This is a genomic window from Stenotrophomonas sp. 85239_Sma (genome assembly GCF_056481725.1).
The window spans coordinates 554,359-569,526 of sequence record NZ_CM151163.1; the positions used below are offsets into that span (position 1 = coordinate 554,359).

A 15,168-nucleotide genomic window follows, 5' to 3' on the forward strand; every position below is an offset into this window, starting at 1 on the left:
GTCTCAATGGATGAGACCGCCCCTGAACGCTTCAGAAAAAGGGGACGGAGGGGATTACGTCGTAAGTGCATATACGACTTAATCCCCTCCGTCCCCTTTTTCGTGCACTCAGAACCCGTGAGTGATGCTTGGCTGCCCGGCCGAGAAATCCGCGTACGGGTCGTGCTCGCCGCTGCTGCCCTCGGACAGCCGGAACTTCAGCGCCAGGCCATCGCGCGAGTCGGCCGCGCGCAGCGCTTCCTCCTGCTCGATCGTGCCGGCCTTGGCCAGCCGGAACAGGCACTGGTCGAAGCTCTCCATGCCTTCCTCCAGCGAGGCCTCCATCGCCGCCTTGATCTCGTGCACCTGGCCGCGACGCAGCAGGTCGCGGATCATCGGCGTGTTGATCAGCACCTCGGTGGCCGGCAGGCGACGGCCTTCCTTGTTCTTCACCAGGCGCTGGCTGATCACCGCTCGCAGGTTCAGCGCCAGGTTCATCAGCACGTTCTTGTGCGCGCTTTCCGGGAAGAAGTTGAGGATGCGCTCGATGGTCTGGTCGGCGTTGTTGGAGTGGAGGGTGGCCAGGCACAGGTGGCCGGTTTCGGCGAAGGCGATCGCCGCCTCCATCGTTTCCGCATCCAGGATCTCGCCGATCAGGATCACGTCCGGCGCTTCACGCATCGCGTTCTTCAGCGCGTTGTGGAAGGCATGGGTATCCAGCCCGACCTCGCGCTGGTTGACGATCGACATCTTGTGTTTGTGCAGGTACTCGATCGGATCCTCGATGGTGAGGATGTGACCGGTGGTGGTGCTGTTGCGATGGTCGATCATCGACGCCAGCGAGGTGGACTTGCCCGAACCGGTGGACCCCACCACCAGCACCAGCCCGCGCGGGGTCATGATGACGTCCTTCAGCACCTGCGGCAGGTTCAGCTCCTCGATGCTCGGGATGCGGCTGCGGATGGCGCGGATGACCATGCCGACCTCGCCCCGCTGCTTGAACACGTTGACGCGGAAGCGCCCGGCGTCGGGCAGGGCGATGGCCATGTTGAGCTCCAGCTCGCGCTCGAACTGCGGCACCTGGCCTTCGTCCATCAGCGAGTAGGCGATTTTCTTGACCATGCCCGGTGGCAGGCCGGTGTTGCCCAGCGGATAAAGCTTCCCCTCGATCTTGATGTAGACCGGTGCCCCGGTGGTCAAAAACATGTCCGAAGCGTTCTTTTCGGTCATCAGCTTCAGGAAGTAGCCGATATCCATCGCGAATTTTCCCCAACGAAACGGCCGACGCCCGTTGCCAGCACGGTGTCGGCTTGACGACAATGGCCGTGAACCGACAACCGGTACGGCCTCCCCAATGAAACGACTTAGCTTCGCACGAATGCGCCATGGCCTGTATGTGATGGCGTTTGCATTCGCACTGTCTGCCCCCGCCTGGGCGCAGGACGGCGCACTGGAACTGGCCCAGGCCCGGCAGGCGGTCGACAAGGCCACCCAGGCCGATGCCGACCAGTATGCTCCGGACCTGATCGGGTTGGCCCGGCAGGGGTTGGAGCAGGCGCAGCGCGCCGCTGGCGACCGCCGCGAGCGCAAGAACGCCCCGGCGATGGCCCTGCGCGCCGCCGCCGATGCCGACCTGGCCCGTGCCCGCAGCGAGGAAGCCACCGTGACCGCGCAGCTGCAGCTGCGCCGCAACGAGGTCAACCAGCTGCAACGCCAGCTGTCGACCGGGGAGGACCGCCGGTGAAGCCGATGACCGCCGCAACCCTGGCTGCGCTGCTGGCGCTGCCGACCCTGGCCGTGGCCGCTGATAACCCGTTGGTGGCGCAGCTGAGCCAGCGCCTGATGGCCATCCAGGCCAATCCCGACACCGCTGAGCTGGGCGCCTTCGAGCGCATGCAGGCCCAGCAGGCCATCGCCACCCTGGACAAGGCCAAGCGCCGTGACCAGGAGCTGGCCACCTACCTGGCCGAGCGCCGGGTGGAGATCGCCGAGACTGCCGTGCGTACCGCACTGGCCGCGCGCGAGGTCGACCGCCTGGAGCGCACCCGCAGCGACCTGCTGATCGAGGCCAGCCGCCGCGATGCCGCACGTGCCCGCCAGGAAGCCGAGCAGCTGAGGATGCAGGCGCAGATGCAGGCCGAGGAGGCCGAGCGCCTCCGCCAGGCCGCCGAGGCCGAAACCCTGGCCCGCCAGGACGCCGAGAACGCCCTGACCAGCGTGGCCGGCAAGCAGCAGCAGCGCCTCAGCGCCGCCCAGCAGAACGCCGCCAAGCTGGCCCGGGAGGAAGCCGAGCTGGTGTCCGGGCAGAAGCTGCCGGGTTCGAAGTTCGATGGCCGTGGCGAAGTCTTCACCTTCAATGGCGACGCGTTCGCCGCAGGCGCCTCCAGCCTGTCCGGTGGAGCCCGCAACCAGGCCAAGGCGCTGGCCGAGTATCTGAACATCGGCAAGAAGGGTCGCCTGCGCATCGAGGCCTATGACAGCGCCAACGGGGTCGGTCAGAAGCGTGCCGAAGCGCTGCGCGACGCCCTCGTTGCAGCCGGTGTCGCCAGTAACCGCATCCAGGTCAGCGGCAAGAAGGCAGCCTCCACCCGGGCGCGCTCGGCCGAGGTCATCATCGCCCCGTAATGCATTGATATTGTTTGTTTTTCGTTGTGATGAGCATTCAGCCTGAACCCCGCCCCGGCGGGGTTCGGCCTTTTTGATGCAGGGGTCTTGTACCCCGCCTTGAGCAGGCGTAGGGTCAATCGTCCGGGACGCAATGCCGCGGACCGGACGATGGGAGGGCCGGGCCGATGCAAGCAGGGCGCGAACCGCAGCAGATCGACGTGCGCAGGCCAGTGCCGCAGGTCGTTGCAGGCGTCCAGGTGGCCATCGACCGGCGCTCCTCCATGAACAACGCCCCGTGCCTTGCGGCCGGGGCGTTCGTGTATCTGTCGAAGGAGGTCCATCATGTTTGAAGATCAGCCCCAGAGCGAGATCGACGCCCGTCGCGCGCGTGATCCGGAGTTCAGGGCACTCCATGACCAGCACCGCAAGTTGAACAAGAAGTGCATGGACGCGGAGTTGGGTGTACTCCCGATCGATGATGTCACCCTGGGTCGCATGAAGCGCGAGAAGCTGCTGGCCAAGCAACGACTTCTGCGAATGTACGAAACACCGCTCCCCACGACGTCCCCCACGCTTTGACGCACCCCGTTACGCCTGGAACGGCGTGACCCGGCCATCGATGGCCCCGCCGGCCGCTCCAGCCCCGGCATCGCGGCACCGCCGATGAGGCGGCCGCGCCAAGGCACCACAGGCGGTGGTGCCTTGGCCTGCAGGCACAACTCACCGATGCGGGCGGTACCGGTCTCCTCGTCGATCCGGGGCCGTCCGCATCCCTTTTTGGGGTAGGTGGGTGGCATGCCCGTACCGACCTGACATTCAGCGCCATCCGTCGGATAATCATCGGTCCGGCCCTGCGTGGCGCGAATCGAAAGTCCTCCGAATGCCCATCCATTCTTCCGTCCTCGAACTCATCGGCCAGACCCCGATCGTCAAGGCCCAGCGCCTGGACACCGGCGTCTGCGAGCTGTACCTGAAGCTCGAGAGCGCCAACCCGGGCGGATCGATCAAGGATCGCATCGGCCTGTCGATGATCGAGGCGGCGGAGCAGCGGGGCGACTTGAAGCCGGGCGCGACCCTGGTCGAGGGTACCGCCGGCAACACCGGCCTGGGTCTGGCGCTGGTTGCACAGCAGAAAGGCTACAAGCTGATCCTCGTCGTTCCCGACAAGATGAGCCGGGAAAAGATCTTCAACCTGAAGGCGATGGGCGCCGAAGTGCGCCTGACCCGTTCGGACGTCGCCAAGGGTCATCCGGAGTACTACCAGGACCTGGCCAAGACCATCGCCGAGCAGACCCCGGGCGCCTACTTCATCAACCAGTTCGGCAACCCGGACAACCCGGCCGCGCACGAGTTCGGCACCGGCCCGGAGATCCTCGAGCAGATGGGCGGCGACCTTGATGCCATCGTGTTCGGCTGCGGCAGCTCCGGCACCATGACCGGCCTGTCGCGCGCGTTCGCCAAGCTGTCGCCGAAGACCGAGCTGGTGCTGGCCGACCCGGTCGGCTCGATCCTGGCCGAGTACATCAACGACGGCAATCTCAACGACAAGTCGGGCAGCTGGCTGGTGGAAGGCATCGGCGAGGACTTCCTGCCGTCGATTTCCGATTTCAGCCGCGTCAAGAAGGCTTATGCCATCAGCGATGCCGAGAGCTTCCACACCGCGCGCGAGCTGCTGGGCAAGGAAGGCATCCTGGGCGGTTCGTCCACCGGCACCCTGCTGGCCGCCGGCCTGAAGTACTGCCGCGAGCAGACCACGCCGAAGAAGGTGCTGGTGCTGGTGCCGGACACCGGCAACAAGTACCTGTCGAAGATGTACAACGACTACTGGATGCTGGACAACGGTTTCCTGCAGCGCCCGCAGCACGGCGACCTGCGCGACCTGATCCTGCGCCCGTATGGCCAGCGCGACACCGTGGTGATCGGCCCGAACGACCTGCTGACCACCGCCTACCAGCGCATGAAGCTGTACGACGTGTCGCAGCTGCCGGTGATGGAGGGTGAGCAGCTGGTCGGCATCGTCGACGAAAGCGACGTGCTGCTGCACGTCTATGGCGACGAAGCGCGCTTCCGCGACCCGGTGGCCACCGCGATGGTCAGCAAGCTGGACCGGCTGGACGTGAAGTCGCCGATCGAGGCCCTGCTGCCGGTGTTCGACCGCGGCCAGGTGGCGATCGTGATGGACGGCGACGCCTTCCTCGGCCTGATCACCCGCATCGACCTGCTGAATTACCTGCGCCGCCGCGTTCAGTAAGGCGTTTATCGCCGCAGATCGCTGCTGAATCCCGGTTTATCCGCGTCAAAGCTCGTTAAGGCCGCGCTGATAGACTCCCGCTCCTTCGACGGCGCCGGTCATCGGCGCCAATCAGGAAACGACATGTCCAACGCTTCTTCCCCGGACCGCGCGCTGGCCCTGGCCACGCTGGCCATCCACGGCGGCCAGTCGCCCGACCCCAGCACCGGCGCGGTGATGCCGCCGATCTACGCCACCTCGACCTATGCCCAGTCCAGCCCGGGCGAGCACCAGGGCTTCGAGTACTCGCGTACCCACAACCCGACCCGCTTTGCCTATGAGCGCTGCGTGGCCTCGCTGGAAGGCGGCACCCGCGGCTTCGCCTTCGCCTCGGGCATGGCGGCCAGCTCCACCGTGATCGAGTTGCTGGACGCCGGCAGCCACGTGGTGGCGATGGATGACATCTACGGCGGCAGCTTCCGACTGTTCGAGCGCGTGCGTCGCCGCACCGCCGGGCTGGACTTCAGCTTCGTCGACCTGACCGATCTGGCGGCGTTTGAAGCCTCCATCACGCCGAAGACGAAGATGGTGTGGATCGAGACCCCGACCAACCCGATGCTGAAGATCGTCGACATCGCCGCGGTCGCCGCCATCGCCAAGCGCCATGGCCTGATCGTGGTGGTGGACAACACCTTCGCCTCGCCGATGCTGCAGCGTCCGCTGGAACTGGGCGCGGACCTGGTCCTGCATTCGGCCACCAAGTACCTCAACGGCCACTCGGACATGGTCGGCGGCATGGTCGTGGTCGGCGACAACGCCGAACTGGCCGAGCAGATGGCCTTCCTGCAGAACTCGGTGGGTGGTGTGCAGGGTCCGTTCGACAGCTTCCTGGCCCTGCGTGGCCTGAAGACCCTGCCGCTGCGCATGAAGGCGCACTGCGCCAACGCGCTGGCGCTGGCCCAGTGGCTGGAAAAGCACCCGGCGGTGGAGAAGGTGATCTACCCGGGCCTGGCCTCGCACCCGCAGCATGAGCTGGCCGGCAAGCAGATGGCCGGCTACGGCGGCATCGTCTCGATCGTGCTGAAGGGCGGTTTCGAGGCGGCCAAGCGCTTCTGCGAGAAGACCGAACTGTTCACCCTGGCCGAATCGCTGGGCGGCGTGGAAAGCCTGGTCAACCACCCGGCGGTGATGACCCATGCCTCGATTCCGGTCGCGCGTCGAGAGCAGCTGGGGATCAGTGATGCGCTGGTTAGGCTGAGCGTGGGTGTGGAGGAGCTGGGGGATCTGCAGGTGGATCTGGAGAGGGCACTGGCGTGATGCACGATATCTTCTTGACTATGCAGGGTGGGTGCCGGTGATGAGTGGGCGTATTGGAAAGCTGCTGCACACAGTGGTATTGGGTCCGTGGGCACAGCTGTGGCGGAACAAGGCATTCACCCTCTCACTGATCAGGCGTGAAATCGAAGGTCGGTACCGCGGGGCATACGGCGGCTTGCTCTGGTACATCATCAACAATCTGATGTTGTTGACCATCTACAGCTTCGTGTTCGGGACAATCTTCAAGGCCCGCTGGAACATCCCCGGAGCGGAGGGCAATTTCTCTGTGCCTCTGTTCCTCGGCATGATCATGTTCAATGTGTTTGCCGAGTGCATCTCGCGGGCGCCCATTTCCATTACGGGCAATGCGAACTATGTAAAGCGGGTGGTGTTTCCACTGGAAGTTCTCTCTGTAGTGAATATGGGCGCGGCGCTGTTCAACTTTGCAGTCGGTGTTGTTGTGCTGGCATGCCTGGCCTTTGCGTTGGGCGCGCACATCCACTGGCAGATTGTCTGGCTTCCCGTCCTGCTGCTGCCCGTGGTGTTGCTCGTGCTGGGACTCTCATGGTTCCTGGCGGCCATAGGCGTTTATGTGCGGGACGTCACCCATATCGTCGGTTTCGTAGTTATCAGTACGATGTTCATGTCACCGATTTTCTTCCCGGGCAGCGCATTCCCGGAAAAGTTCAAGTCGTGGATGCTGGCCAATCCGATGACGTTCCCGATCGAAGCCGGACGGGCCGCTGCGCTGCAGGGGCAGACTCCCGATCTGTTGATGCTGGGTATCATGACCCTAGCCGGTCTGATCATTGCTCATATGGGTTACACCGTGTTCCAGGCCACCAGAAAGGGGTTTGCCGATGTCCTTTGATAGCGCCTTCGAGCACGATCCCGCACATGAGATCAAGCGCATCATTCCCCCGGAAGAAGTGGTGATTGCCGCTCATGATGTAGGCAAGGCCTACGCCATGTATGGGAAACCCTCCGACCGGTTGAAAGAGATGTTCATGCCGCCCCTCAGGCGTGTGCTTGGCATGCGCGAGGTGCCCTACCACCGCGAGTTCTGGGCGCTGCGCGGTCTGTCCTTTGAAGTGGGCAGAGGGGAGACCGTTGGCATCATCGGCCGCAATGGCTCAGGCAAATCCACGCTTCTCCAGCTCATCTGCGGCACTCTCCAGCCAACTGAAGGCACCGTCCTCACCAAAGGGCGTGTCGCAGCGCTGCTGGAGTTGGGAGCTGGCTTCAATCCGGAATTCACCGGGCGCGAGAACCTTCTGCTCAATGGCCAGGTGCTGGGGCTGACAAGGAGCGAGATCGATCAGCGATTCGAAGACATCGTCGCCTTTGCCGATATCGGCGAGTTCCTTGATCAGCCGGTGAAGACCTACTCCAGCGGCATGTATGTCCGACTCGGCTTTTCTGTTGCCATTCACACCAGCCCGGAGCTGCTGATCATTGACGAAGCGTTGGCGGTGGGCGATGCCAAGTTCAACGCCAAGTGCATGGCACGGATCAAGAAGCTCCGCGAATCAGGCTTGTCGATCCTGTTTGTTTCCCATGACGTCGGTGCGGTCCGCTCGCTGTGCGATCGCAGCATCTGGCTGGACAAGGGGCGCCCGCGCATGTCCGGTTCGGTGTTTGCGGTCACCGCGCAGTACATGCAGAACCTGTTCGAGGAAGACTCGGCGCGTCTCGAGCAAGAGCGGGAAGAGGCTGTTGCAACGGCAAACCAAGAAATCGCGGACGACAAGGCCCAGGAGCAGTTGCGCGCGCGCAAGCCGGTCAATCATTGGGGCAGCCATGTCGGCTCGCTTCTTGCGGTGGAGACTGAAGCCGTCGATGGCCAGCGCCGCAACATGTTTTTCACCGGCGAGAAGCTGTGCATCCGCATCAAGGCGAAGATTCCGGCATCGGCCAATCGAGAGTGCCTCAGCATGGCGTTCTCGCTGAAAGACATGGCTGGCAGCGATCTGGTGGTTGGCACCACATGGGATTCGCCGCGCCTGCGCCTGGATGTCCGGGGCGATACGGTCGAGGTCGCATTTACCTTGGACTGCAACCTGCGAGAAGGTGACTACGTGCTCGTGGCCGCCCTGGAGGATCGCTCGTCGGATAGTATCCAGTACTTCGAATACATCGAGGGTGCGCAATACCTGAAAGTATTCATGAAGGAGTTCCGCTACGGCACCTTCATCGTGCCGATCGAGAAGAAGGTGCTTTGACTCCATGAAGTCCACGGGAAGTTCCATATGACAACCAGCGATATCAATGGGCAGGACTACTGGGAGTCCCGATTCCAGCGCGATTGGATCCAGAACGAGGGCCAGAGGCAGAGCCAGTTCTTTGGAATGGTGGCTTGCCGCCTGTTTCCGGCCTGGTTCGTGGAGGACGTAAAGCGCAACAGCCTGGAACTGTGTGACTGGGGTTGCGCCATGGGTGATGGCACGCAGGTGATCAAGTCCGAACTGGGCTTGGAACGTGTCGCGGGTCTGGACTTCTCCGTATCGGCCATCGAACAGGCTCGCCGGAACTATCCGGATATCGCCTTCGCCACCGATGACCTCCTGGCAGAAGGAGTCGATCTCGAATTCGACGTGATCTTCTCGTCCAATACGCTTGAACATTTCCACGCGCCGTGGGACACCGCAGCGACTCTGACCGCTCACGCGCGCCAGTACTTCGTCATGCTAGTGCCGTTCCAGGAGCCGCTGGAGGAGCGTCACGAGGAGCATTTCTACAGCTTCCACTGGCACAACCTTCGCCGCGAACTTCCAAATGACTTCCGTTTGGTGCATGCAGGTGTGATCGATGTTGGCCTTCTGCCGGACCCGCAGTACAGCGGCAAGCAGTTGCTGGCCATCTATGCGTCCAAGGCGCCGCTTCAGCGCGTCATGCCCGAGCTGATTGCGCACGGACAGGATCTGCTGGGCCGATATGGTCAAGTGCATGATCGCCTTGTTGCCGTGGACGCTGAGCTGGAGGTCACGATTCTCCAGCGCAATGAACTTGGTTCACGGTTGGAGCAGGCCAGGCAGCAATGTGACGATCTGAGTGCGAGGCTGGAGGATGCGCTGCGCTTGGGCGATGCGACCCGCAGAGAGGTGGAGCGGCTTGCGGCAGAGCAGTCCCGGCAGCAGGGCCTCATCACCGAGCTGGAACAGGGACGTAATGATTTGCAGCACCGCGTGCTTGACGTGGAGACGCAGCTGCGCACCACCCAGATCGCTGAGCAACAGGCCTCCTTGCGAGCTGAGGCTGGCGAGAAAAGGCACTCTGAAGCGGAGAAGGCATTGCAGGCGCTGAAGGCCGAGAACGAAGTCATTGCACGCCGCCTTGAGGAGGTCTATTCCTCCCATTCATGGCGACTGACTGCGCCGTTCCGCTCGATACGCCGCCTTTTCTGACGTCCATCAAGAAAATTCAAAGGAACCTCAATAGATGGCCAAGAAGCGCCAATTAACCATCGTTTCGCCTTATCCGGCGAATGATCGATACATGGACGGCTGGATGAGTCGGATCAAGACCATCGACGGCGTGTTTGAGGAGTATCCCAGAACATACATCGATTTCCAGGAGTGGTACCCGGCCGCGCAGGAGCCAGAACTGGTGCACGCGGACGAGCGGGTCACCGCTTATCGGGTCAACCCGCACTGCAAGGCACATTCCGATTTCGTAGCCCGCATCTTCGACGCGGCAGACTTCGTATACATCCACACCATGCATCAATGCGAGTACATGCTGCCGCATTTTGATGCGTCCAAGATGTACGTGGACATTCACGGCGTGGTTCCCGAAGAGGAGCTCATGCTCGGCTCACCGGAGCGCTCCCGGATGTTCTCCGAGATCGAGCAGCAGGTAATTGGAAAACTCAAGCATGCGTCGGTGGTCACGCTGGCGATGAAAGAGCACTATTTGGCCAAGTACCCCGAGGCCGCAGGCATCGATTTCATCCACGTGCCGGTGTTCGACTTTGGCTCGCTCGGCCAGTCCGCAGAACGCGTTGCGGCTTCGCGCATCGTTCGTCGACAGGCGTCCAGGCCCACCGCGGTCTACGCCGGCGGTGCTCAGATCTGGCAAAGGGTGGACGAAATGGCTGATATCATGGCGGCTGCGAAGTTCTGCAACTACGAGATCTATTCCCATGACGTGGAGGCATTCGCACCGAAGCTCTCCAGTCGCGGAATCCCTGTGGAAGTTTTCAAGGGGTATGCCAGCAAAGAAAAGCTGGAACAGGTTTACAGTTACTCGAACTTCGGTTTTGCTCTTCGTGAGGCATGCACGGTCAATCGTGTGGCTTCTCCTACGAAGCTGTGCGACTACTTTGCATACGGCGTACTCCCGATCGTTGACTTCCACCTCATCGGTGATTTCGACGCTTATGGCTATGCCTATGTCGACCATGCTGACTTCCGAAGTGGTTACATTCCCGATCTCCAGACGCAGGACTGGATGGTCGACAGGAATCTTGGATGCTTGGAAACGATGTATTCGGACTTCAAGAAGGGGATTACAGCAGTCAGGGATCTGGTGGAAACGGTATGAATCCAATCATCGGCAACAATCAGGCAGCGCATCTGGTGGACCTTTCCGCCATGCTCGACGCAGTATTTGATTGGGCATCAGGGCAGCTGGATGGTTCGGTTCTGGGCTACAGCACCGACCTCATGGGCAACGATCTGACCCGCCTAGTCTCGCAGTCGGCCCGCCGCATCGGCTGGCTGCCTTCCTCCGGGCCAGAGAGGCTGGACATCGCACTTATTGACGGTGCCGAGTCGGGTGCTTCGTCGGAGGTCGCGGCGCAGCCTGCTGCAAGCCGACTGCATCTGTTCTTCGCGTTTTCCGGCTTGCTCGATAGCCAATCCGACGAGTTGCTCGCTGGTTACTCACATATGTTCAAGAGCGAGATGGTGGCGGCGACCTGCCTGCAGGCGCCGGAGGGCGCAGCGGTGGTGCTGGCCGTGATCACGTCGTCGCGCGTGGCGCCGTCAGCGGAGGCGTGGTGGGGTTTTGCCGATGCGCTCAACGCATTTGGGTCCTACAAGCTTTCAGACATGTCACGCAAGCTGCATTCCGCATCGGCAGGTCTGAGGCATGCCGCGGTGTTGGCCGACGAGATGGTCAACGAGATCTCGATGTTGACGGCCGAACGTACCCGCGATCGGCACTCGTTGTGGCGGATCGCCCACAACCTGCGCCAGGAAATCTTGGAGCATCGCATTCGCAAGGCCGCGCGGGCTGTAATTACGCCTCGCGAAGGCTACTTCCGTAGCACGGCGGGCCGTCTGCTCAAGACTGCCGGCATGATGCAGGCCAGTACCCATGGCGACATCAGTGTGCTGCAGTCGCTGGCGGTGAGCGCGGTGCGCACCCGATGTGCACTGCTGATTGCCGAAGACCATACTTTTGGTGGTCTTGAACAGTGGGTTTGCGATTTCGCACGTCACCTGCGCATCAAGAACTTCGTGCCTTACCTGATTGTTCTCGGCTCGCCTTCGCTCGACAGTCGTATCGCCCAGCAGTTCCCCGGCGAAGTCGTCTACTTGGATGGACAGTCGGCTCAGCTGGGCGAAGTGGTAGCGCGGGGACGCTTTGAGTCGCTGGTGGTTAGCCACGCCTATGACGGACTGCACACGATCGGGCAGGGCTGCCGGGTGGTCGAAGTCCTGCACAACATCTATTTCTGGCAACTGGAAGATAGTTCGCTGGCAAGGGAGCGGGCCCGGGTTGACGAATACATTGCAGTTTCCAGCGAGGTGGCGGAGTACGCTTGCCTCTACCAGAATCTCGAACGTTCCAAAGTAGTGACCGTGCCGCATGGGTTGAATGTCGTTGACCTGTACCGGCCGCCGGCCGACTACATGCGTGCTGTACGTCAGCAGCGCGACGTGTTCAGGATACTGTTCGTCGGTAATCTCTACCCCCAGAAGAACATCATCTGCCTGCTAGAAGCATTTGCGCGGCTGCGGAAGGATGCTCCGAATGTGCAACTGCGCATCGCCGGGGCGCTTGCTGAATCCGGAAACGCGTCGCGCGTGGAAGAGACAATCCGTCGGCTGGGCCTGTCCGGTTCGGTGGAGCTGCTTGGCTCGCTCAAGCGTCGTGATCTGAGCCGTGAATATGCCCACGCGCATGTGTTCGTGCTGCCATCGCTGTTCGAAGGATATGGCCTTGTGAACCTGGAAGCAGCGCACTTCGGTCTGCCGTTGGTGCTTTCCAATACCGGTTGTGCGGCGGAATTGTCTGCACGTACTCGGGCATGTCGCGTCGTACCGATCGCCATCGCGCACGACAGGCTCAGCCACAAGGAGGTTTCGGGTCGCAGCCACACGCCTGCGGAGCAGGACGTGGCGGCTCTCCATGCCGAGCTGTCCTATGTGATGCAGAACTATCAAGAGCTGATGGAAGCCGGCCTGACGATGGTGGGAGAGCCGCCCTTCAGTACGCTCCAGCAGGCCGGCGAAGCCATGCTGGACGTTGTTGCGCGCCCGGCCTGAGGTAGGGACTGCGATCACATGACCAAGGTGGATGAAGCGGCGGGGATCTATGGCAATGGCAAGGAGGCGCTGCGCATCCTTGTCTGTGCCCACGACTTCCATCCGATTCAGTCACCGCAGTCCATCCGGGTCACCCAGTTGGTCAGCGAACTGGCCAACCGGGGGCACGACGTCCAAGTCATGACCCGGACGAGGGGGGCGGGCGCGGCATGGACCGATAATCCGTTGGGGATCCAGGTTCATCGCACATCTCCGGGGGGAATGGAGTCGATCATCGATGCTGCCTCTCGCGTGAAGCGCCGACTACGCCCCACCAAGGCCAGTACCGGGCACTTCGCTCCTTCCATGCCCACGACGACAAGCGAGGGGCTGAACTGGAAAGGGCGTACGGTCGCGTGGCTGCGATCAATGCTGGACGCTGGTGTGTTCCCTGATGGCCGCTCGCGTTGGGTCCGTGGTGCCATCCGCCGTGGTCGCGCTCTGCTGCGTAGTTGGTCGCCCCACGTGATCATAGGCTCCCATGAGCCCGCCGCTGGCCTGATGGTTGCATCTAGCCTGTCGCGGATATCGGGAATTCCATTCATCGCCGAGCTTGGCGATCCGGTGCTGACGTCCTATACGCCGCAGCGCTGGAAAAATGCTTCACTGGAGCTTGAACGACAGGTATGTCGAGGTGCGGCCGAGATCGTCGTCACTTCAGAGGCGACTGCATCGTTGCTGCATGCACGGCACGGGCCTTTGATTGCCCCATGTAGCGTGATACCACAGGGATTTCCAGCGGCGGTGAGTGGGATGCCGGATGTCGTTCGCGCCTCCGGCGGCATGGCGATGGTATACACCGGGCGCTTCTATCCCTTCCGGGACCCGATGCCATTGGTCCGCGCTGTGCTGGCGACGCCCGGTTGCACGCTGACCATCGCCGGTCCGGGCCTGCCACCCGAGCTCGCAGCAGCACGCGAGATGCATCCGGACGTTCTGCGGTTCGTCGGAAGTCTCAGTCATGCCCAGTCCCTGGAACTGCAACGTGGCGCGGATGTACTGATCAACATCGGTAATGCCGGTATGACCCAGATACCGGGAAAGCTGCTGGAATACTTGGGGTCTGGGCGGCCGGTACTTCACCTGCAGCCCGACGCTACGGATCCCGCGGCGGCGATTATTCGAAAGGAAAACTGTGGTTTTGTCGCCCCGCTTGATGAGGCGGCGATCGCGGCGCTTCTGCGTGAGCTGGGAGAGCGGAAGCAGCAGGGGCAGCTCGACGCCGGGCTGCGCCTGGGTCCGGAGGCCTTTTTCGAGTATCGCTGGGACCGGTTGGCAGTGCGACTGGAAGCGGTTTGCCGCAGAGCGATCGGATCAGGACAACGGCAGGCCTAGTCCGCCGTTGTCCGCGACGGTATCAGGCAGGCATTGCCTGGCCCCGGATCAGCGCAGCAATCCGGGTCGCAGCCAGGCCATCGCCGTAAGGATTGTGGGCGCGCGCCATTGACTGGTAGGAAACCTCATCATCCAGCAGGCGGGAAGCCTCCGCCACGATCCTGCCAGCATCGGTGCCAACCAGTAGTACGGTACCTGCGTCCACTGCTTCCGGGCGCTCGGTGGTATCGCGCATCACCAGCACCGGCTTACCCAGCGACGGTGCTTCTTCCTGAACGCCGCCGGAGTCGGTGATGATGAGCGTCGCCTGGGTCATCAGGTACACGAATGGCAGGTAGTCCTGCGGCTCGATCAGCACGACGCCTGGTGCGTCGGCGAGGATGCGATTGACCGGCCCTTGCACGTTGGGATTGAGATGGACCGGATAGACGATCTGGGTATCGCCGCGCGCAGCGAGGGCCTTCAGTGCTTCGCAGATGCTCTCGAAGCCGCTCCCGAAGTTCTCGCGGCGATGGCCGGTCACAAGCACCAGCCGCTTGGAAGCATCAAGGAACGGGAAGCGCTCGCGCATCGATTCAGTCAGAGTCGCATCGTGCTTGAGCTTATCGGCGACGCTGAGCAGGGCATCGATCACGGTGTTGCCGGTGACGTGGACATCGTCGCTCGAGGTGCCTTCGGCCAGCAGATTGTCCCGCGAGCGGGTAGTCGGCGCGAAGTGCAGGCGGGTCAGTGGCCCGGTCAGGCGGCGATTGGCCTCTTCAGGCCACGGCGCATAGATGTCGCCGGTACGCAGCCCAGCTTCCACATGGCCCACGGCAACGCGGTTGTAGAACGCAGCCAGCGCACTGGCCAGCGTGGTGCTGGTATCACCATGCACCAGCACGAGGTCCGGCTTGTGCTCGGCGATGACGGCGGTCATGCCGGTCAGGATCTTGGCGAACAGGCCTGCCAGCGTCTGGCCAGGTTCCATCACGTTGAGGTCGACATCCGGCGTGATGCCGAACAGGTCCATGACCTGATCGAGCATCTGTCGATGTTGCGCGGTAACCGCAACAATCGTCTCGATTTCAGGCTGGGCCTTCAGGGCTTCCACCACCGGAGCCATCTTGATCGCTTCCGGACGGGTGCCGAAAACGACCATTACCTTCTTGTAGGGAATACTCACGA

The 15,168-nt window shown here is 62.4% G+C and carries 13 protein-coding genes; 11 read left to right on the forward strand and 2 right to left on the reverse strand.

What is annotated here, in order from left to right; translation table 11 throughout:
* Nucleotides 1-108 precede the first annotated feature (108 nt).
* Complete coding sequence (locus tag ACYKG1_RS02530; RefSeq protein WP_100471192.1) at nucleotides 109-1,236, reverse strand: PilT/PilU family type 4a pilus ATPase; 1,128 nt, start codon at nucleotides 1,234-1,236, stop codon at nucleotides 109-111.
* A 121-nt stretch (nucleotides 1,237-1,357) separates the two neighbouring features.
* Here ACYKG1_RS02530 and ACYKG1_RS02535 point away from each other — a divergent pair, with 121 nt between their 5' ends.
* The 11 genes from ACYKG1_RS02535 (at nucleotide 1,358) to ACYKG1_RS02585 (ending at nucleotide 14,001) form a co-directional block, all read left to right on the forward strand.
* Nucleotides 1,358-1,723: a DUF4398 domain-containing protein gene (locus tag ACYKG1_RS02535; RefSeq protein WP_100471193.1), complete on the forward strand. Its 366-nt coding sequence runs from the start codon at nucleotides 1,358-1,360 to the stop codon at nucleotides 1,721-1,723.
* A complete protein-coding gene (locus ACYKG1_RS02540; RefSeq protein WP_100471194.1) occupies nucleotides 1,720-2,604 on the forward strand; it encodes an OmpA family protein in 885 nt (294 codons plus the stop codon). The genes ACYKG1_RS02535 and ACYKG1_RS02540 overlap by 4 nt, the downstream gene beginning before the upstream one ends.
* Nucleotides 2,605-2,928: 324 nt before the next feature.
* The gene (locus tag ACYKG1_RS02545; RefSeq protein WP_005407964.1) at nucleotides 2,929-3,165 is read left to right on the forward strand and encodes an HP1242/YdcH family protein; all 237 of its coding nucleotides are present in this window, start codon (nucleotides 2,929-2,931) and stop codon (nucleotides 3,163-3,165) included.
* Between the two features lie 301 nt (nucleotides 3,166-3,466).
* Nucleotides 3,467-4,837 (forward strand): pyridoxal-phosphate dependent enzyme, encoded by a 1,371-nt coding sequence (locus ACYKG1_RS02550; protein WP_262083045.1) that lies wholly within the window; start codon nucleotides 3,467-3,469, stop codon nucleotides 4,835-4,837.
* A gap of 123 nt (nucleotides 4,838-4,960) precedes the next feature.
* A complete protein-coding gene (locus tag ACYKG1_RS02555) occupies nucleotides 4,961-6,133 on the forward strand; it encodes a cystathionine gamma-synthase (RefSeq protein WP_478471759.1) in 1,173 nt (390 codons plus the stop codon).
* 40 nt (nucleotides 6,134-6,173) lie between these two features.
* Nucleotides 6,174-7,004, forward strand: coding sequence for an ABC transporter permease (locus tag ACYKG1_RS02560; protein ID WP_262083047.1), 831 nt, complete (start codon nucleotides 6,174-6,176; stop codon nucleotides 7,002-7,004).
* Complete coding sequence (locus ACYKG1_RS02565) at nucleotides 6,994-8,355, forward strand: ABC transporter ATP-binding protein (RefSeq protein ID WP_262083048.1); 1,362 nt, start codon at nucleotides 6,994-6,996, stop codon at nucleotides 8,353-8,355. Before ACYKG1_RS02560 ends, ACYKG1_RS02565 begins: the two co-directional genes overlap by 11 nt.
* A 27-nt stretch (nucleotides 8,356-8,382) precedes the next feature.
* Entirely contained in the window at nucleotides 8,383-9,537 is a 1,155-nt protein-coding gene (locus ACYKG1_RS02570) for a class I SAM-dependent methyltransferase (protein WP_262083049.1), read from the forward strand.
* 34 nt (nucleotides 9,538-9,571) lie between these two features.
* The gene (locus ACYKG1_RS02575) at nucleotides 9,572-10,675 is read left to right on the forward strand and encodes a glycosyltransferase family protein (protein ID WP_478471761.1); all 1,104 of its coding nucleotides are present in this window, start codon (nucleotides 9,572-9,574) and stop codon (nucleotides 10,673-10,675) included.
* The gene (locus ACYKG1_RS02580; RefSeq protein ID WP_262227252.1) at nucleotides 10,672-12,627 is read left to right on the forward strand and encodes a glycosyltransferase family 4 protein; all 1,956 of its coding nucleotides are present in this window, start codon (nucleotides 10,672-10,674) and stop codon (nucleotides 12,625-12,627) included. The genes ACYKG1_RS02575 and ACYKG1_RS02580 overlap by 4 nt, the downstream gene beginning before the upstream one ends.
* 18 nt (nucleotides 12,628-12,645) lie before the next feature.
* Complete coding sequence (locus tag ACYKG1_RS02585) at nucleotides 12,646-14,001, forward strand: glycosyltransferase (protein ID WP_262083052.1); 1,356 nt, start codon at nucleotides 12,646-12,648, stop codon at nucleotides 13,999-14,001.
* A 22-nt stretch (nucleotides 14,002-14,023) separates the two neighbouring features.
* Here the strand turns inward: ACYKG1_RS02585 and wecB are convergent, their stop codons facing one another.
* Entirely contained in the window at nucleotides 14,024-15,166 is a 1,143-nt protein-coding gene (gene wecB / locus ACYKG1_RS02590) for a non-hydrolyzing UDP-N-acetylglucosamine 2-epimerase (protein ID WP_315973583.1), read from the reverse strand.
* Between the last annotated feature and the right edge of the window lie 2 nt (nucleotides 15,167-15,168).